The following is a 19,930-nucleotide window of genomic DNA, read 5'->3' on the forward strand; positions in this document are numbered from 1 at the left end:
GGAAAATTATTTGCTGTTGACGCGGATAGAACAGGCATTTAAGGATTTGAAGGGATCACTTTCCATCCGCCCCATCTGGCACCAATGGGAACGGAGAATTAATGCCCATATCTTTGTTTCCTTTTTGGCTTTTTGTCTTCACACGACACTGCGCAATCTTGCGCGGGGGAGGGCCGGCGGGCTGACGTCTGAAGCGATCTTGGAAAAACTGTCGGGCATTCACATGATAGACGTTCATTTACCGACCACGGATGGCCGTCACATTGTCATGAGCCGTTATACCCAGCCGGAGAAGGACGTTTTACTCCTTTTGGCGCAGTTGGGAATGACGCTTCCTGAACAACCGCCGCCTAAGGTTTACGCATCCGGACAGATCGGCCTGTAGTGCCGACCTTTTTGAACGACTCCTTGATTTTACTGGCTCAGCGGGTTGCATACCCCTCGAATTGCGAAAGTCGGGTTAAGATGTTTCCATTCCATGTTCTGATACAAACGTTCCATTGGTCCGCCTTTGCTCGCGCCCCAATGAGGGGAGTCAGGAACTGAACTGCATCATTTGTGTTGCTTCTATTTTAATCCTTGAAAGCCACAGAGAAAGAATTATAATGTTTTCCTCACAGAGCACGAACTTTCTTCCGTACCTATCACGTACACTTTTTAAGGAATAGAAACCGATGAAATGGTCACAAACCCTGATTCCCACTCTGAAAGAGAGCCCTTCAGAGGCGGAAATCGAGAGTCATAAACTAATGATCCGCGCCGGTTTGATCCGTCGGATCACGGCAGGCGCTTATGCATATTTACCCCTGGGAACCCTCGTGCTGAATAAAGTCATTGCCATTGTACGCGAAGAGATGAATCGGGCGGGTGCAGTTGAGGTATTCCTCCCGTCCCTTCAACCGCTGGATCTTCTCGAAGAAAGTGGCCGCTTACAGGTATTTGGAGACGACCTGATCACCTTTGAAGACCGGCATGGCAAAATTACGGCACTCGGCCCTACCCACGAAGAAATTATTACGGATATCGTGAGAAATGAAATTAATTCCTACCGGCAACTTCCCATCACGCTGTACCAAATTCAAACCAAATTCCGGGATGAAACGAGACCCCGTTTCGGCGTTCTGCGCAGCAAAGAATTTATCATGAAAGACGCCTATAGCTTCGACCTGGATTACGAGGGTCTTAACAAGAGCTACAAATCCATGTATGACGCCTACTGCCGCATATTTGATCGGTGTGGCCTTGACTATCTCGTTGTTGAAGCAGACTCAGGCGCTATGGGCGGAGATGTTTCCCATGAGTTTATGGTTCCGAGTCCTGTGGGTGAGGATGTTCTCATCCGATGCCCGAAATGCGGTTACAGTGCCAACCGTGAGCGTGCAGAACCTGCCCCTCTTCTGCAAGAAAACCATGCAGCGCTCCGGACGCTTAAGGAAATCCCGACACCCAACAAGCATACTATCCAGGAGGTCAGTGACTTTTTACAGATAAAACCTCATCAGATGGTTAAAACTATGATTTATATCTCAAACGGTCAACCGGTTGCTGTCCTCCTGCGCGGTGATCATGAGGTCAATGAAACCAAATTAACCAAGGTACTTGGCCAGGGTGCGGTTGCACTGGCGGATCAAGCCACTATAGAGCAGGTTACGCATGCCCGGGTCGGGTTTGCTGGTCCTGTGGGGCTGAAGGTAGAAATCATAGCGGACCAGGCCGTATCCGTACTTCGCAATTTTGTTACCGGTGCTAACAAATCAGACATGCACTTAGACAATGTCAATGCCGAACGTGATTTTAACATCAGCCGTGTTGCAGATATTCGCTATGTAACCACGGGCGACCGGTGCAAAATATGCAATCACGAGATCAACATTTCACAGGGAATTGAAATCGGACATGTATTTAAACTCGGCACAAAATACAGCGATACTCTAAAGGCAAAATTCCTGGACGCCAATGGCAAGGGGAAATCGATGATCATGGGCTGCTACGGAATAGGGATTAACCGTATCATTGCCTCTGCCATTGAAAGATCACACGATGAAAACGGAATTATATGGCCACTTTCACTGGCGCCGTACAAGATCATCATCATCCCTGTCAACGTCAACGATCCTTCTGTCATGCAGGTGGCAGATCACCTTTATGATGATCTTACAAATGTTGCGGGCATGGAGGTGTTGCTGGACGACCGCGACCAGAGGCCCGGTGTTAAATTTAAAGATGCAGATCTGATTGGCATCCCACTAAAAATTATCATCGGCAAGAAATTTACTGAAACGAAAGAGATTGAAATAAAGTTGAGGAAAAACGGCGAAACATTCCAGACAACACCTGATGGGGTTCGACCAAAGATAGAACTGCTTTTTAAAGAACTTTCAAAATCTTCATGATATAATTTTTCTATATTCATTTTCTGTGTATTCGTATCTGTAATTATTTTAACCTCTGTAAACAGCAATTACCTTGGGCCGCATTTTCAAGCCAAAACCGGTAAATTTAACAATTGGTATTTTGACAAAGATTCCCGAACTTCTCCCGGAAACGGGAAAAGCCTTGGAAGCATCTTTTGGCACCATTGATTTAAAAAGCGACGTACTGCCTTTTTATTTTACCGATTATTATCGTGAAGAAATGGGTGAAGGAATTCGGAGACAATTTTACAGTTTCGAAAAACTCATTTCACCCGATGAGATTGCCATTATTAAAGTACAAACCAATACCCTTGAGGAAGTCATTGCTGCTTCAATGAAATATCCTGTGAAACGTCCGGTCAATATTGACCCTGGTTATCTGAATGAAAGCCGGCTCATCCTCGCTTCCACCAAGGATTTCTCCCACCGTATCTATTTACAACATGGCATCTATGCAGAAGTAACCTTGAATTATCGCAGAGGCGGATATGAATCCTTCCCATGGACGTTTCCTGACTACAAGAGTTCCGAATATCAAAATTTCTTTTTGCAAACAAGGGCACTTTACGTCAAAAAACTCAAGGAAGGTATGTGAAAACAAACCATCATATAAGTTTACAAGGAAAGGAAAACAGGGTATGGAAAAGACCTTAATCATTTTAAAGCCCGATGCCCTTCAACGCCGTCTCTTAGGCAAGATCATTTCTCGTTTTGAGGAAAAGGGATTTCAAATCATAGGGCTTAAGATGATCCAAATTTCTGAAACCATGGCGAGACAGCACTATGCCGAACATGAGAGTAAGGATTTTTTTGAACCACTGGTCAAATACACCACTTCTGCACCGGTAATCGTTATGGTTCTGAAAGGAAAAAATATTGTAGAAATTGCACGCAAAATGATGGGAGCGACCTTCGGTTTCAGAGCAGAGCCTGGTACCATTCGCGGCGATTATGCCGTCAGCAATCGGTTTAACCTGATCCATGGTTCTGACTCTTCTGCCGCTGCCGAAAGGGAGATAGCCGCCTTTTTCCATAAAGGAGAACTTTTTGAATACCAACCCGCAGATTTCTCATGGATCTATGATCTCTCTACCGGAAACATTATCTGAAAATCTTTCGTATTTCCTTGACAATGCTCCTGGCTAAAAATATAATTTCCAACTTATCTATTGATAATACCTTACTGATAAATATCTTACGGACAACGAGGTTGGGTCCTCGATAATTTTTGAGACTGCCATAACGCAGCAAACTGCAACCAGGTCTTCCATGGAAAAGAGGTCACGGAGTAGTTGTGGGGAAATTTGGTGGAAGAAAGAAGTTTTTACACGGTAATTCAATAATGCGGATACTCAGGACATGGGAAGGTAACGTTGACAGAGAAATTGATAAACTCAAGAAAACGCTCAGTCTTTTTAATGACTCATCTGTTCAGCGCGCAACGGTACTAAAAATTATCCATGATGTTAAAAAACGAAAGGACGCAGCCCTGGTTAAATATAGCAGGCGCTTTGATCATGCGATTCTTTCGCCAAAGGATTTTCTGGTAAAAGAGCAGGAACTTGTAGAGGCATACGGAAAAATATCGTATCGTTTTGTAAAGTCCATACAGAAAGCCGTTAAAAACATACGGATATATCAGGAACATATCCGTATCCGCAAGGTTAGCCCGTTGAAGGCAGATGGTATTGTGCTTGATACTTTATATGCCCCTTTAGAAAGCGCAGGGGTCTACGTCCCAGGCGGCGCAGCATCTTATCCTTCTACGGTCTTGATGAATGCCATCCCGGCGTGTGTCGCAGGTGTAAAAAAAATTATTATGACCACACCGCCCTCTCAGGACGGAACCATTCCACCAGAAAGGCTTGTTGCTGCGAGGGAAGCCGGCGTCGGTGAGATATACAAGATAGGCGGCGCCCAGGCCATTGCCGCTCTTGCGTTTGGCACAGAGACGATTCCAAGGGTTGACAAGATCGTGGGACCGGGAAATATTTTTGTAACCCTTGCAAAAAAGGAAATCTTTGGATATGCCGGCATCGATATGTTGGCAGGGCCCAGTGAAGTGGTAATTATCGCAGATGACCGTGCCAATCCATCGTTTGTTGCTTCTGACTTGTTATCCCAAGCAGAACACACGCCAGGAATCTCAATCCTGGTCACGTGCTCAACGGTACTGGCAGAACAGGTAAATCGGGAATTAAAACAACAATTAACGAAACTCAAGCGGTATGCAGGAACAAAAGAGTGTCTTGAAAAATTTGGCATTATTCTTCTGACCAAAAACCTTGAAGAATGCGTTGAAATAGCCAATACCTTAGCTCCGGAGCATTTGCAGATTATGACACAAAACCCCAGATCCCTTATATCGCGAATAAAACATGCCGGGGCAATTTTTCTGGGACCGTACACCCCGGTTGCTGTGGGAGATTACATTGCAGGTCCTTCCCATGTACTTCCAACAGGGGGAACTGCGCGTTTTTCATCTGGATTATCGGTCAATGATTTCCTGAAGAGGTATAGTGCGATAACCTATTCTAAATCAGCGCTCAGAGAAGCATATCAAGATATTGCTGAAATTTCAGAAGCTGAGGGTTTGGATGCACATACATGGTCCGTTCAAATACGGCTAACTCCGAAGGAAAACGTCCGTCGTAACGGCACAAAATCTTTACCAAAATTTTAAAGGATTACCTTATTGAGCTATTTTCGACCCAATATTGAAAGGATGTCCGGATATATACCTGGCGAGCAGCCGAAAGACGGCATTTACATAAAGCTCAACACCAATGAAAATCCTTATCCGCCTTCATCAAGGGTATTACATGCTATTAACGAGGCAGTGAATGAGAATCTGCGTCTTTATCCTGATCCAGTCGCAACGGCAGCCAGAATAAAAATTGCCAATGTCTTAGGTACAAAACCGGAATACGTTATGGCAGGAAACGGTTCCGATGACCTGTTATCGATAATTATACGGAGTTTTGCAGGGGAAGGGGATAAGGTGGTTTTCCCTTACCCTTCGTATATGCTTTATAAAACACTTGCAGAACTTCAAGATAGTACGGCATGCAACATAGACTTTACCGAAGACTACGCCCTTCCCAAAGATTTTCTGATAAAGGGGGCGAAAGTTACTTTTCTTGCAAATCCAAATTCACCTTCCGGCACGATGATTCCGTCTCAGGAAATATCCAGAATTGCCTCTCAGATTGATGGAGTGCTGGTCATTGACGAGGCATATGCTGATTTTGCAGAAGATAATTGCCTTTCCCTGGTCGAGCAACACCGTAATGTCCTTATCCTGAGAACCCTGTCGAAATCTTACTCATTGGCCGGTATCAGACTGGGTTTTTGTATTGCTCAGGAGTCTCTCATTCAAGGAATGATGAAGGTAAAGGATTCGTATAATGTTGATCGCCTTAGCATTGCAGCCGTAGTAGCAGCGCTGGATGATCAAAAAAGCATGAAGACACATGTCGAAAAGATAAAGGAAACAAGACTCCATCTTATGAAATCCCTGCAGGAAATGGGATTTTTTGTATATCCTTCACAAACCAACTTTGTATTGGCGCGGTGTATGAGAGGAATATCCGCCCACACGCTCTACCAGGAGCTCAAATCACGGAAGATATTGGTGCGATATTTTAATCTGCGACGACTGGACGATTGTCTGCGCATTACCATTGGGACAAGAGAAGAAATCGACATACTGATTCAACATCTGAAAGAACTTTTAACTACCAAACATTCAAAAATAAGTAATGTCTGCTGTCGGTAAGCCCGGAAGCAGCAGCCATATTGATACAATTATTATGACAAAAAGAACAGCCTCCATTCAGCGAAAGACCAAAGAAACAGAGATTGCTTTAACCCTCAACATCGACGGAGAGGGCAATAGCCATATTACTACCGGCATCGGCTTCTTTGACCATATGCTTGATATCCTCACCAAACACAGCCTGCTCGACCTGGAACTCAAAGCTGTTGGCGACCGTATGGTAGACGATCATCACACGGTAGAGGACGTGGGAATATGCCTGGGACAGGGGCTGAAAGAAGCATTGGGAGACAAAAAGGGGATCCGACGATTTTCAAATTCAAGCGTCCCGATGCAAGAAGCTCTTGCCTCAATCGCCCTGGACATCAGCGGCAGACCTGCATTGGTGTATAATGCCACCTTCCATACCGGGAAGATTGGGAATTTTGATGCAGAACTCATTGAAGAATTTCTCAAGTCGTTCAGCACAAATGCCGGAATAAATTTGCACGTAAATGTGCCGTACGGCAGCAATACACACCACATAGCAGAGGCTATATTTAAGGGACTTGCGAAGGCATTGCAAGATGCTGTCCGGATAGACGAGCGTGTGAAAGACATTCCGTCAACGAAGGGAATGCTCTGATACTATCTATACACGTATTACCAATTTTGTAACAATTTAGTTTTTTTAAAAACCCCCTATAGGAATAATGTTGCCTTGTAGGGGCAGGTTTGAAACCTGCCCCTACTGCATTTAATATCCGGTTTTTATTGGAAATTTTCAAAAAACTAAATTGTTACCTAATTTTTTGTATAGCTGGTTAACTGGGAAGAGCTGCATTGGCCATCAAACACCACGCATTTATTCACCGTTGCTTGTCTTTTTGTGAGCGATGCACACCTATGGCAAGGTATATTTCGTGCTGATTTAATCGTAGACGGTTGGAGCGAAATATCTGGAATACTTCTCACGTCAAGCGCTAATTCCAACCTTGCTAATATGACGTAGTTCAGTTTTTACAAGTTTAAATCAGCGCCAGAAGCAGGGGCAAACGGCTGTCCTCCTCTACAAGAGATTTAGCCTTGCCTATCAGGTAGAGGATTCACTTGAAATTCAAATACTTTAATATAAGGAACTATTCATGCTTAAAAAACATACTAGAACTTCTACACTGCCGCTATTATTTGTTTCGTTATTTCTTGTCGCACTGCCAACAACACTTTATGCACAACTCGCCGACTCTCCTTGGCCCATGTTCAGGCACGACTTACAGCATACCGGAAGAAGCGCATCTGTGGGTATTCAAAAATCTGAACTCAAATGGATATTTCAAACCGGAGGTCCTGTTACTTCCTCTCCGGCAATCGGGAAAGACGGTACTATTTACTTTGGTTCGAAAGACAAAAAACTCTATGCCATCTCCAGAAATGGCAAACTGAAATGGGCATTTGAAACACAAAATGAGGTTGATTCATCGCCTGCCATCCGAAAAGACGGCGTCATTGTTTTCGGCTCGTGGGACGGGCACCTCTATGCAGTAAATCCCGACGGTACTTTACGCTGGAAGTACAAGTCCGAAGGCGGTATCATTTCATCCCCTGCCATTGCGCCCGATGGTATGATTTATGTAGGGTCATGGGATAACAAACTCCACGCCATTACCCACGATGGACAGCTTCGATGGACGCAAAAGACAGCAGACCATATTGTGTCGTCTCCTGCCATGGCACCGGATGGCATGATCTATTTCGGCTCCGGAGACTATTACTTATTTGCCATGAAACCTGTAGGCAAAGCAGTGTGGAGTTTTGGTACCAGATATCTGCTCGACGCCTCACCTTTAATTGCACCGAATGGAAATATTTATGTCGGTTCTGAGGATGCCAGGTTTTACGCTTTTCGTCCGGATGGTCATGTAGAATGGACTTTTGATACGCTCTACGATATTGATTCTTCTGCAGCCATCGATACTGAAGGAAACGTGTACTTTGGTTCCGGAAACAATAACTTCTATGCATTTACGCCCATGGGAAAACTGAAGTGGTGCTACGAGACAGGATCTTCGGTTCACTCGTCACCGGCTATTGCAAACGGCACAATCTATATCGGTTCAAGAGATAAAAAATTGTATGCCTTAAATGCCGATGGAAGTTTGAAATGGTTTTTTGAAACAGGCGGTGCAATAGAATCATCACCGGCCATTGATGCCGATGGCACCATTTATATTGGTTCCAATGATGGAAAACTTTATGCGATTGGGGATGCTTCCAATCGATAACTCAAGTTATGTCTTCGGCTACAGAGGGGGTATGGACTTTGCTGTGATGGCTCGACAGGCTCACCATGCACGGCGTCACCTCCTTAGCCTGCCGAAGGATCAGTCGAACGAGAAACTTATTTGTCCATGTTGTTTGAATATACACACGGATTTAGAATATATCACACCGATAAACAAAGTTTGTCAGTGCTACCCTGTAACCCGCTTAAATAAAATGAAAATTCCTATACAATCAAGGCAAGCTCCGATAGCTTGAAGATGTTGAAACTGCGACTACTGGCCTCTTTTTTTCATCCCATCCTGATCAAACAAGTTGTACTTCAAACAACTAAAAAGGGCCAGTATAAAACCGACCCTTTTTAGTTAACAGTACTTGGAACTTTTTTAACAGATTTTCACATGTTATTATCTAGTCTTAAATATTATTGCGAAGTTATGACTTCATCTTTACTTTAACATCCTTAATCTCTTCGGGAGATCCACCTGCCCGAGGCAAACCGGTGCTTCCAGAACCTCCTTTTATAGACTCCAGCCTCTTTGCCCCTCTTTCATCCATATAGGTAGCAAACCAATAAAGGAATCCCACAAAGAAGCCACCACCCACAATATTACCAAGGGTAACAGGAAAGAGATTGCATCCAAACATTTTACCCCATGAAATCTCAGGGCCGTGTGGCAGCATATTTGCGATTGATAAAAGTGTCATATTTGCAACGCTGTGTTCCATTCCACACGTAACAAAAATAAACAAACACCACCAGCACATCAATATCTTACCAGAATCACTTGTGCACCGAGCAGCTGACCATACACCAAGACAGACGAGCCAGTTACAAATGATACCTCTAAAGAAAAGTTCCAACCATGGAGCATTCATTTTATAGGTAGCCACCTTGTTCAAAAAGGCATGCCATGGATCGGGAGCAAAGACACCGGACATATAAATCAACCACGCAAAAAGTATGGATCCGCACAGATTGCCCAAGTATGTCCAAAACCAGGTAGTCAATGCATCAGACAATGGTACTGTGCCCCTTAAAGTTCCCCCAAGCATCACCATGTTATATCCAGTAAACAACTCTGCTCCAGCCATGACTACCAAAATCAAAGCTACAGGAAATACTGCACCTCCTATTATTTTACCTATTCCGGGATTTATCGCTGCAACAGGCGCAGCAGCTATAATCATAAGAAGGACGCCAAACCCAACATAACAACCGGCCAATAAAGCAAGCGACAAGAAACCTAAAAGACTGTGCTTCATTGCAGTGGATTTCTTTACAGACACTGCTGCAATCGTATCTACACTTCCAGTATATAACATTAATTATTCTCCTCTAAAATGTTGTTGTGAACAGTACTTCTAGAACAACACCCCTTCTATTCATATCACATCTCTGATCTCAAATACATACTTCGACGATACAATATCTCAAATACTTTTTTATACGTATTTAATCACACCCCCTTTCACCGGACTAAAGGTAGACAAAAGAATAACTCTTCGCCAAAAAACCCCATTCCATCTTTTCTCTATAGAGCAAATTTATCCACATCCATAATTTGCTCTAAATTGCGCACTTTATCAGTCAATTGTTTTTTCTCCAGCGCTTTTTTTACTATATCAATTACTTCTTTCTGTCGAAAAGGCTTCTGGAGGTAGTCGTAGACACCCCAACTGTTCATTCGGTTAGCATCATATCCGTCCTGTGAGACGATTGCTACAATTTCTGCATCAGAATTGACCTGTTTTATCTCTTTTAAAATCTCATAATTATTCTGAGATTCCGAATCTAAATCCATCAGGATAAGATCATAAACCTTTTTTTTGCAAGATCGCACCGCTCCATCCCACCCAACTCCTTCACATATTCCAAAACCATCTTGTTTTAAGATGTTTACCAACGACCTTCGAACCGTCTTCCGATCCCCGATAATCAAAATCCTTGACATAAAAATCTTTCGTATTTTCCACGAATATCATATTTATTGCTTGGGAAGGCTCCACGCTCCTGGTGTTTTTGAATGTTCCTCAACCTGTTTTTCGAGTATTGCCTTTTCCTTTCTGAGTTTCTCCAAATTATTCTCTAGCTCCTGAATATTCAACTCTTTATCGCTCAGGGTCTTTTTTGTACGCGACAGCGAGTCTTCTAATTCCCATATCTGCTTTTGTAATCGGGCATGTTCCTCCTCCAGTTTTGCCTTCGCATCTATGAGGTCTTTGTTTGTACTCTGGAATTGCTCACTTTGTGATTTACAAGAAGCCGCAAGCTTTTCTGCATCCTCCTTTTGTCGGGTGATGTCATTTACCATCTTATTCAAATCTTCCATAGAACCAAAAGCTCTCATTACCCTTTTTTCAAGCTGATCCCGAAAGGTCTTTTCCCTGACATAGCCAGCCTCCTTCATTTCATGGTATTTATTTATCATCTTGAATGCAAATCCAACATTCACGAATAACAATATTATAATAAGGGTTTTCGCATTTACCGATATACCCTTTAAAACTTCGTTTCCCATAATTTTCTACTCCTAAATTCAGTGTATTTAAATTTTTTTAATAAATAATCACTTTATCTTTCCGTTATATCCCTAAATACACCTTCAATTCTTAGCGGTTTACCATTTTCATCACGCACGAGATTGCATGTTCTTTCAGAAATAAATCTTTCTCCATCTTTTTTCTTGCAATACGATGTAAAATCTCTCCATACCCCTTCCCTATCCAACTTTTCAATCAATTCCTTCCGATCATCGGGATTAACATATACATCCTTTACCCGTGTACCAATCACTTCTTCCGGCGAACTGTAACCGAGCAGTTCAGCGCCTGACTTGTTGATCCAGGTAAATACTCCCTCTTCTGTTGGTTCACACTGATAAATCCCTTCTTTCAAAGAGTTCAGTAGAAGTCTATGATGCTTTTCTGATTCCTGCAGTTGCATCTCCAGCTCTTTCCGTTCGGTAACATCCCTAAATATTCCATCAATACGAACGGTCTTCCCCTTTTCATCAGTAATCAGATTGCATGTCCTTTCCATATAAAAGCGTTCGCCATTTTTCCTCTTACAAAATGATACAAAACCCTTCCAAACGCCTTCTTTGGTCAGTTTTTCAACAACTTTTACACGGTCATCTGACTTCACGTAGATATCTTTCACCTTAGTTCCGATTACTTCTTCTGGTGATTTATACCCCAGAATTTCAGCTCCGGCTTGATTAATCCACAAAAACGCCCCATCCACTTCCGGTTCAGATTGATACACGCCTTCTTTTAATGAATTAAACATCAACCGGTATTTCTTCTCCGATTCCGCAATTTCCTGTTCCACCTTTTTTCTCTCAGAGATATCCCTAAATACGCCGTTAATGGCGACAGGATTTCCTTTCTCGTCTCTCAGCAAACTGCTCGTACGTTCCGCATAAAAGCTCTCGCCATTTTTTCGCTTGCAGAGAGATATAAATTCCCTCCATATCCCATCTTTTTCAAGCTTCTCACAAAGACGTCTTCTATCTTCAGGGTCGACGTAAATATTTTTTACTTTTGTCCCTACCACTTCTTCCGGGCTGCCGTATCCTAATATCTCCGCTCCCGTTTTATTAATAACAGTAAAAACCCCCTCAGCACCTGGCTCAGACTGGTACACACCTTCTTTGACAGAATTAACCAGTTCCCGGTATCGCTTTTCTGACTCCACAACATCTTTCGTTTTCTGATCCAGAAATTTCGCCATCGCATTAAAGGAATCAGCCAATTCACCAATCTCATCTTCCCGTTTTATATCCACTCTCTGAGTTAAATCTCCGGAAGCCATTTTTTTCGCCACTTCATCCAGTTTAATGATTGGCACCGAAGTTTTTCTACCAATTATGTACGCTACTATCACGATGGGAAACGCGATAATCAATAATACGGATGCTACAACGTACTTAAGGTTGTAGGCAGGGCCGTAACCTTCGTCCCTGTCAATTTCTGCAATAACACCCAAATTAAACTCCGGTAACCAATGCCATACTCCGAGAACTGTTAAACCGCTATAGTCTTTATAACCTTTCGCATCAAAACCATTAATGCCCGCAACACACTGCTTAGCACCGGTGGTTAACTCACCTGTTTCTGAATTAACCAGCTTTAATTCCAATGCACACCTTCTTTTTACCAACCCCATCTCTTTCAAATGAGCAGCAAACCTTGATTCCGTGACCATATACCCATCTTTGTTTACAAGATAGGTTTCACCTGTTTGTCCCAAATGAAGACTTGTCATCAGGTCATTCAGTGCGTTTTCATCTACTCTTATAGCAACAACACCAACGACAACTCCATCACGATCTTTCAGTGGCGTTGAAACAAACATAGTAGGCATTCCCAACTCTTTCTCTCCCACTTCGTTGGTAAGCGGGATTTCAGACGGAAAAACATTCGACACAAATGTCTTTCCTTCGGCAGCCTGTTTGAAGTAATCCATTTGCGAAATGTCAATTCCTACACCTTCTTCCGATGTAGCAACTGTTACCAATCCTTGATCATTACTTATGAGAACGCCTTTATAACCATACTCATTCTTTACTACCTCCAGGTATTGAACGACATCCGGATAATCTTTATCGTCCTTTGTGATCTTGGCACATCTTACCATCAACGGGTTGTTTGCAACAACGCGGACATTCTTCATCCTCTCCCGCCCCCAGTTGGTTACCAATTCTGCCTGTTTGTGCCCAATGCCATCAAGGTTTCGGATAAGAACTTCCTGAATGTCCGCACGAATCCTTGGATATGCTACGAACCTTAACAAAACAAACGGCAGTAGTGTAAATACAATAAGCAAAAAAATTAGTCGATTTTTAATCGAGATATACATTGTTTTCTCCGTAATTTTAACAAAATTGTGAGCCTATTAAGTATAAATATATAATCTCTTGAATGACCTTACCACTTCCGGCCAACCCCCATTAATAAGCTTATTTAAAAATACCAGCGCTTACCACCAATGAAGTGGATACTCTCTCTTGCTCATCTTATTGAAGATTATCGCTATTGTTAACATGATAAATATTCCCACCATGGTAGGATTCAGGATAAATAAATATCCGTTACCCAACCCCCCTGTTTGTATAGCCACATATGCCGTTGCACCTGCCGGAGGATGTATTGAGTATGTCACAAACATCAGAAGAATAGCCAAGGCGACGGCAAGCGCAATTGACCACCACACCACACCAAAGAAATCATTGACAACAACACCGATACTTGCGCCGAGGAAATGCCCCAGCACAACATTTCTTGGCTGCGCCAGAGGTGACTTATATGCACAATATATCAATGGTGCGGTAGAGCCAAAAGACCCCAACAGCATTGGACATTTCCATATAAAGGCCATCAACGCCGTTACCCCTATCCCCAACATCGCCCCACAGAAGGAAAGCACCACCTCTCTTGAAGTGAGCACTGGTTGTGGCGCTCTGGGCAATTTCATACAGTCGCTTATTGTTTTGCTTATTCCATCTAGCACCGGCATATTTTTTCTCTCCCCCCTTGAAGATTCTCCCAAAAAATCCGTAACACGCGTTACGCAACCCCTTTTTTTTTCTTCAATATTTTTTTCTATCCGAAATTTAACATCTATGACATTCCTGGTTTCAGAGGTCTTTTTCTTCATGAACATCTGCCAACATCCTTTTACCCGCAATAACACTAATATTGCGTACCAAGAAGCTAAGCCTATTGCGCAAAATTATAGACAACGGAAAGATTTGTTTTCTCAACGGCAAACATACATTGTTCTCTACTAATAACGAAAACTATACCAACTTTACACAGCAAAAAAAAATACCACCTATATTTTAATATAAGTGGTATCGAATCAATGTTTTATTAAAACACTACTATTTTTGGATCTTTACATGGATTATCGTTTAGCTATTAAGAAAAACATTCCAATATGCAATAGCAATTTCAGTATGAAATTATATATCTATGTCATCCGATATTTCATGTTGTGGTTTAATTCTATACTTTTTGATCTTCCTCCAAAGTGTCGTTGTTGATATTCCAAGCAATTGCGAAACCTTAGTTTGATTACCACCATATTTATTCAGGGCTTCAACTATTGCATTTTTCTCCTGTTCCGCGAGAGTCGCAACAATGAATGATTTCCTTTTCTTGTTCTCCAGGGGATCCAGATTAAGCCCCGTAAATTCCTCTACCGGAAGCGGAAGTTCGTCCACATTTATTATTTCATTCTTGGATAAAGTAACCACCCTTTCTATAATGTTCTGGAGTTCTCTGATATTGCCGGGCCAATCATAACTCATTAACGTCCGCATTGATTCTTTGGAAAATACCCTTTTCCCTTTTTTCAGTTTTTCCAGAATCTTCTCTAAAAAAAAGTCTACTAAAAGGGGAATATCTTCCCTTCGTTCTCTCAATGGAGGAAGATGGATACGGATCACATTGATCCGGTAAAAAAGATCCTTTCTGAATTTTCCCAGCTCAACGGCCTTTTCTAAATTTTCATTGGTAGCAGCAATGATTCTTGCATCCACGTATATGGCTTTGTTTCCACCAACAGGACGGATCTCGCCATCCTGCAAAAACCGCAGGAGTTTCACCTGTGTTGAAGGTGAAGTTTCACCAATCTCGTCCAGCAGAATCGTTCCTTTTTGCGCCTGCAGGAACAGTCCCACCTTGTCTTTAATGGCCCCGGTAAACGCCCCCCTCATGTGCCCAAACAGTTCGCTTTCCTGCAAATTCTCAGGCAACGCCCCACAGTTAATCACAATGAACGGGCACTCCTTTCTCAGGCTATTATAATGGATTGCCCTCGCAATCAATTCTTTTCCTGTTCCGCTTTCTCCCGTAACGAGGATAGTGCTTTCCGTGCGGCATACCTGTGAAGTTATTTTTAGCACCTCCAGCATCGCATTGGAATTTCCCACAATACCCTCAAATTTATACTTATCGCGAATTTCCCCTTCGAGATATCTGACCCTGTCTTTCAATCTCTTTTTTTCGAACGCCTTCGTTGCAACCTTCAGGATTTCCTGGTGCCGGAATGGTTTCGTTACGTAGTCATATGCTCCATCCCGGATCGCCTGAACCGCTGTGCTGATGGTGCCATAAGCCGTAATCAGCACCACTTCTGTAGATGGGTTCACAGCCTTCGCAGCCTTAAGCACTTCCAAACCGTCAATTTTCTTCATTTTTAAGTCCGTAACTACCAGGTCATATACATTGTGATTATTTAATTTTTGAATGGCATCTTCCCCGCTTGCAACACCCTCAACCACATATCCCTCGTCTCTGAAAGCAATCATCAGGGATTCTCTCATGGCATCCTGATCTTCCACAACAAGAATTTTACCGTTTTCCATAGTTCCACATTATCCTACTAAAAGTTTATCCTGGACTGCCCATTTTTCATTTCCGACAGGCAACTTAATATAGAAAATCGTCCCCTTACCCTCCTTGCTCTTCGCATCAATGGTACCACCATGATCATCAATGATACGTTGAACCACTGCGAGTCCCAAGCCGGTTCCTTCGGATTTCGTCGTGTAAAAAGGTTCAAATATCTTGTCCAGCTCATGAGACGGTATACCCTTCCCGGTATCTGATATCACAACCTCCACCGCATCCCGTAAAAAAACATTCGCTTTTCTGGCCATCACCTTAATTTGCCCGCCTTCCGGCATTGCTTCAAGAGCATTTATCAATAAATTCCATAATACCTGGTGAATGAGGTCTGGATCAATATAAACCTTCGGCAATACGCTCTCGTACACCTCTTTTATTTCAACCTGATCGGTAAACCGGCTATCCTGCGCTAAAAGGAAAAGGGTATTTTTAATCACGTCCCGTACATCCTGCAAGGAAAAGGAGGGCTCACTGGGATAGGCAAAATCCAGGAAATCACTGATTATTCGGTCTAATCTTTCGGATTGACCGACAATCATTTCCAGTAAATCTTTGTCCTGTCCCGTCAATTTTAAATGGGCATCTAAAATACCCACAGAATTACATATCGCTCCGAGTGGATTCCGGATCTCATGCGCAATCGCTGCGGCGAGTTCGCCCATCGAAGCTAATTTTTCTGATCGACGGACTTGTTCCTCCATTCTTTTCCTTTCCGTAACATCCCTCACAAATGCCCTCACACAAATACATTCCCCTGTTTTAGTGTTATAAATACCTGTCCCGTTCATTTCGACGTTAATTTCCTTCCCTGATTTTGTCAGAAACATCGTTTCCAATTCACTACTTCCGGCCTCCTTAATCCGTTCAATAAACCTCTTTATTTCCCCGCGATATTCATTTGGAACAATGTCTTCCAGGGTCATCTGCCTCATTTCTTGGAGAGAATACCCTAGTTTGTTTAATTCTGTTTTGTTGACATGAATAAAATTTCCTTTCAGGCTAACCTCATGAATCATTTCCGGCGCATTTTCCACAAGATCCCGGTATTTTTTTTCCGACTCCCTCGTGGAGAGAAAAAGCCTCGCATTTTCTATGGCAATGGCCAATTGCGGCGTAATTTGACTTAATAATTCAAAATGCGCTTCGGTAAAAGCATCCTTCTGTTTACTCCCCAGGGTAACAGTTCCCGTGGTTATTCCCTTCGATTTTAACGGAAAACAAACATAAGAATGTATCCCTTTTACAAATAACTCCCGGTCAAACTGATACGCACCCTCACCGGTATCCTTAACAAAAACGGGAATGCCCTTTTTGATCGAGATATCCTGCGCCGTTGCATGAGAAAGAGCCCGGTAGCAATGCAACCAATCCGTGGACAATACTATCCCATCAACAACATGAGAATCCTCAACAATTTTTGTCCCGTCGATAAGACTCGCCACCCCCAACCAGACAAAATCAATTCTCCGCCTTAATTCACGATAAATATTTTTGTAAGCTTCTTTAATCTCCAAACCTGATGCAATAATCTTGTTGACGTTATTAACAATTTCCTTTTCGAGCGCCACGATCTTCTCTTCGGTAATATCTTTGGATATAACCACAAATCCGATAGGTTGCCCTTTTTCATCACGCCTCAAGGTGAATGTAACATGAACGGAAAAGACTTCTCCATTTTTTCTCTTTCTCAAAACTTCTCCCTCATACCGACCCGTCTTGCGTGCTATCTCTAACATATGATCGACCTTCCCCGCTTTTAAATCTTCCTCGGTGTGAAGAATCCTCATATTCGCCACACCTATCATTTCTTCTGGTTTGTAACCATAGATCAGGCTTGCCCCTTTATTAAATGCGAGGATATTGCCGTTCAAATCTTCCGCGATAATCGAATATTCTGTAGAACCTGCTAAAATACTATTTAAAAAATTCGATGTTTCCTGTAGTTCAAGGGTCCTTTCTTTTACTGTATTCTCGAGGTCCGTGGTGTAGTGTCTTAATTTGATTGTTTTTTCTTCCAGAGATTCTGCCATAACGTTGAATGCCTGTGCCAGCTCGCTAATTTCGTCCTTCTTGCCATGGTCTTTTGCCCGCTGTCCCAGGTCGCCACTGGTAATTTTTTTCGTCACCTCGGTTATATTAAAAATAGGGGCGGAAATCCGTTTTCCAAAATAAAATGCAGCCAGGGTCATCGGAAAAGCCAATATCAGGAGCATTGAAAGAACAAACTTCTTCAAGCTAAGCGCCGCCCCATACCCCTCTCGAATATCAATCTGTGCAAGTAAACCGCAGTCGTGCTCAGGAATCCAACACCAAGCACCCAGCACCCTCCTGCCATCATAATTTTCATAACCATCTGCATCATAGCCACTATTACTACTCAGACATTTTTGTGCTCCGTACGTAAGTTTTCCCGTAAGCGGGTTTATTACCCTTAACTCTAACGCTGTCCTTTGCTGAATCAAACCAGCCATTCTCATTTCATCGGCAAATGGAGATTCGGTAAGCATAAAACCTTCACGGTTGATAAGAAAAGTCTCCCCTGTTTTCCCTAATTTTGCGCTTTTTGTGATCTCAGTAAGAGGCAATGTGTCTGCGGTGAGAACAACGGCTCCGGTCATACGATTGTTAGAATCAATCAATGGGGCAGAGAGGAATATCGCCGGAACATTGTTATCGGCTTGCTCGTCTTTTTTTTCTTCCGGCGCAGGATATTGAACTTTTGATAGGAAAACATTTCCATTTAATGCCTCCCTACAATAATCTTCATTCATAATATTGGAACCAATGCGTCCCGGTTCTGTTGCTACAAGCACCGTTCCATCAGTCGAAGTAATACGTATTGCTTTGTATCCATATTCTGACTTAACCATCTCGAGATAATCGTTTAGCTTTGGGAAACCTCTGGATTTATCATCCGTGTTCCGTTCCATTACAGTAGACACATTTTTACTGACAACCTTTGCGTCACGTTTCCTTTCACTAAACCACATCTTTACAATCTCGACCTGTTTTTGCTTGACCCCCTCCAGGTTTCTGATTAAAGCCTCTTCCAAATCCTTTTGTGCCTTAGGAAACGCCACAAAACGCAGTAGTAACAAGGGCGTAAATGAGCAGAGTAAGAGTATCAGTATTAATCTGTTTTTAATCGATCGGAAAAGAAACATGATTTTAACGTTCCATCTCTTTCTTTATTACCAAGCTCGAACAAATCGGAAAAGATCAAGTCCGAAGCACGAAATTTATGAGCTAACCACACCAGGGTTTACTTTATTTATAATTTTTGCTGTAAATAACATAATTCTTTTTGGAAGACACCAAAAGACAACTCACCGTTTTTATAAAAAATATAGCACAAAACGAGGAAAGAAAACAATCGAAAATCAAGGCGGAGATGAGGGGGAAGGGTTTAACGGTACACGCGTGGCTGTTGCCAGTCTGACCTCCATGAAGAAGTTATTGTTCAGACAGAGAGTCCAGAAGGCAGTACATAAGGAGCGAGGCGCAAATGCACGATATAGGATGTGTGATGTGTACACACGGTTGTCGTGAAATTGATAGCGGGAGCGACATCGATGGAACAGGTAGTAAAAGTATGGGCGGATGAGATACTGAATCATGGGAGAGGCGTTTTCATGGTAGCCGGCAAGACACTAAAATTAATTAAATAAATTGTCTAATTTATCAGATATTATGCCCTGTCTTGTTATTCATAGCATCAAACATTCAAGTTATGTCTTCGGTTACAAGGCGGTATGGACACACTTGTTTGTCCATGTTGTTTGAATATACACACGGATTTAGAATACATCACACTGACAAACAAAGTTTGTCAGCACCACCTTGCAACCCGCTTAAATAAAATAAAATTTCCTATACAATCAAGTTATCTTCCAAAACAAAATAGCCGCCCTAAAATCCACAGGAATAAAATATTTCTTGCTTTCTTAACTCAAAAATTTCCGAAGATTTGCATTTGTTTCTTCATAATAATTCACATTGACTTTATTTCTCATTTCTGTTAGTTTCAGCAAAAAGCTTATTTTATACGTTGTAATACGGC

14 protein-coding genes and 2 pseudogenes are annotated in these 19,930 nt (G+C 42.5%); 9 read left to right on the forward strand and 7 right to left on the reverse strand.

The genetic code is table 11. The features are described 5' to 3' along the window. From BIY37_RS02095 to BIY37_RS02130, 8 genes and pseudogenes are all read left to right on the forward strand, one after another. Positions 1 to 385: pseudogene (locus BIY37_RS02095) on the forward strand (IS1634 family transposase); the annotation flags it as partial. A gap of 289 nt (positions 386 to 674) precedes the next feature. Beyond that, complete coding sequence (locus BIY37_RS02100; RefSeq protein WP_070066195.1) at positions 675 to 2,393, forward strand: proline--tRNA ligase; 1,719 nt, start codon at positions 675 to 677, stop codon at positions 2,391 to 2,393. Positions 2,394 to 2,466: 73 nt separating this feature from the next. Further along, on the forward strand, positions 2,467 to 3,009 hold the full coding sequence (locus BIY37_RS02105; RefSeq protein WP_179129224.1) for a DUF4416 family protein: 543 nt from the start codon (positions 2,467 to 2,469) through the stop codon (positions 3,007 to 3,009). A 43-nt stretch (positions 3,010 to 3,052) separates the two neighbouring features. Continuing rightward, positions 3,053 to 3,523, forward strand: a complete 471-nt coding sequence (gene ndk, locus BIY37_RS02110) for a nucleoside-diphosphate kinase (protein ID WP_070066197.1) — start codon at positions 3,053 to 3,055, stop codon at positions 3,521 to 3,523. Positions 3,524 to 3,708: 185 nt separating this feature from the next. Continuing rightward, entirely contained in the window at positions 3,709 to 5,097 is a 1,389-nt protein-coding gene (gene hisD / locus BIY37_RS02115; RefSeq protein ID WP_230402408.1) for a histidinol dehydrogenase, read from the forward strand. Between the two features lie 12 nt (positions 5,098 to 5,109). After that, a complete protein-coding gene (gene hisC / locus BIY37_RS02120) occupies positions 5,110 to 6,192 on the forward strand; it encodes a histidinol-phosphate transaminase (RefSeq protein ID WP_080324781.1) in 1,083 nt (360 codons plus the stop codon). Between the two features lie 34 nt (positions 6,193 to 6,226). Then, entirely contained in the window at positions 6,227 to 6,817 is a 591-nt protein-coding gene (gene hisB / locus BIY37_RS02125; protein WP_070066229.1) for an imidazoleglycerol-phosphate dehydratase HisB, read from the forward strand. 499 nt (positions 6,818 to 7,316) lie between these two features. Continuing rightward, on the forward strand, positions 7,317 to 8,453 hold the full coding sequence (locus BIY37_RS02130) for an outer membrane protein assembly factor BamB family protein (RefSeq protein WP_080324782.1): 1,137 nt from the start codon (positions 7,317 to 7,319) through the stop codon (positions 8,451 to 8,453). A gap of 433 nt (positions 8,454 to 8,886) precedes the next feature. Here BIY37_RS02130 and BIY37_RS02135 read toward each other — a convergent pair whose 3' ends face one another. The 7 genes from BIY37_RS02135 to BIY37_RS02165 all read right to left on the reverse strand — a co-directional run bounded on the left by BIY37_RS02135 (position 8,887) and on the right by BIY37_RS02165 (position 18,950). Further along, positions 8,887 to 9,777, reverse strand: a complete 891-nt coding sequence (locus tag BIY37_RS02135) for a formate/nitrite transporter family protein (protein ID WP_070066198.1) — start codon at positions 9,775 to 9,777, stop codon at positions 8,887 to 8,889. 209 nt (positions 9,778 to 9,986) lie between these two features. Further along, entirely contained in the window at positions 9,987 to 10,406 is a 420-nt protein-coding gene (locus tag BIY37_RS02140) for a response regulator (RefSeq protein WP_070066199.1), read from the reverse strand. 33 nt (positions 10,407 to 10,439) lie between these two features. Next, a complete protein-coding gene (locus BIY37_RS02145) occupies positions 10,440 to 10,973 on the reverse strand; it encodes a hypothetical protein (protein ID WP_070066200.1) in 534 nt (177 codons plus the stop codon). Positions 10,974 to 11,026: 53 nt separating this feature from the next. Next, the gene (locus tag BIY37_RS02150; protein WP_230402409.1) at positions 11,027 to 13,249 is read right to left on the reverse strand and encodes a PAS domain S-box protein; all 2,223 of its coding nucleotides are present in this window, start codon (positions 13,247 to 13,249) and stop codon (positions 11,027 to 11,029) included. A gap of 186 nt (positions 13,250 to 13,435) precedes the next feature. After that, on the reverse strand, positions 13,436 to 14,113 hold the full coding sequence (locus BIY37_RS02155; RefSeq protein WP_179129226.1) for an HPP family protein: 678 nt from the start codon (positions 14,111 to 14,113) through the stop codon (positions 13,436 to 13,438). 307 nt (positions 14,114 to 14,420) lie between these two features. Next, positions 14,421 to 15,827 carry a sigma-54-dependent transcriptional regulator gene (locus BIY37_RS02160; protein ID WP_070066203.1) on the reverse strand — a complete coding sequence of 469 codons (1,407 nt, stop codon included), beginning with the start codon at positions 15,825 to 15,827 and terminating at the stop codon, positions 14,421 to 14,423. 9 nt (positions 15,828 to 15,836) lie between these two features. Then, complete coding sequence (locus BIY37_RS02165) at positions 15,837 to 18,950, reverse strand: PAS domain S-box protein (protein ID WP_230402410.1); 3,114 nt, start codon at positions 18,948 to 18,950, stop codon at positions 15,837 to 15,839. A gap of 257 nt (positions 18,951 to 19,207) precedes the next feature. Here BIY37_RS02165 and BIY37_RS13770 point away from each other — a divergent pair. Next, positions 19,208 to 19,529: pseudogene (locus tag BIY37_RS13770) on the forward strand (IS1380-like element ISCku8 family transposase); the annotation flags it as partial. Between the last annotated feature and the right edge of the window lie 401 nt (positions 19,530 to 19,930).

Source organism: Candidatus Brocadia sapporoensis (assembly GCF_001753675.2).
Lineage (GTDB): Bacteria > Planctomycetota > Brocadiia > Brocadiales > Brocadiaceae > Brocadia > Brocadia sapporoensis.

Excerpts from the sequence above, each read along its gene's own strand:
- BIY37_RS02100 (WP_070066195.1), top strand. The coding sequence starts at position 675 with ATGAAATGGTCACAAACCCTGATTCCCACTCTGAAAGAGAGCCCTTCA.
- ndk (WP_070066197.1), top strand. The coding sequence starts at position 3,053 with ATGGAAAAGACCTTAATCATTTTAAAGCCCGATGCCCTTCAACGCCGT.
- hisB (WP_070066229.1), top strand. The coding sequence starts at position 6,227 with ATGACAAAAAGAACAGCCTCCATTCAGCGAAAGACCAAAGAAACAGAG.
- BIY37_RS02130 (WP_080324782.1), top strand. The coding sequence starts at position 7,317 with ATGCTTAAAAAACATACTAGAACTTCTACACTGCCGCTATTATTTGTT.
- BIY37_RS02135 (WP_070066198.1), bottom strand. The coding sequence starts at position 9,777 with ATGTTATATACTGGAAGTGTAGATACGATTGCAGCAGTGTCTGTAAAG.
- BIY37_RS02140 (WP_070066199.1), bottom strand. The coding sequence starts at position 10,406 with ATGTCAAGGATTTTGATTATCGGGGATCGGAAGACGGTTCGAAGGTCG.
- BIY37_RS02145 (WP_070066200.1), bottom strand. The coding sequence starts at position 10,973 with ATGGGAAACGAAGTTTTAAAGGGTATATCGGTAAATGCGAAAACCCTT.
- BIY37_RS02155 (WP_179129226.1), bottom strand. The coding sequence starts at position 14,113 with ATGAAGAAAAAGACCTCTGAAACCAGGAATGTCATAGATGTTAAATTT.
- BIY37_RS02160 (WP_070066203.1), bottom strand. The coding sequence starts at position 15,827 with ATGGAAAACGGTAAAATTCTTGTTGTGGAAGATCAGGATGCCATGAGA.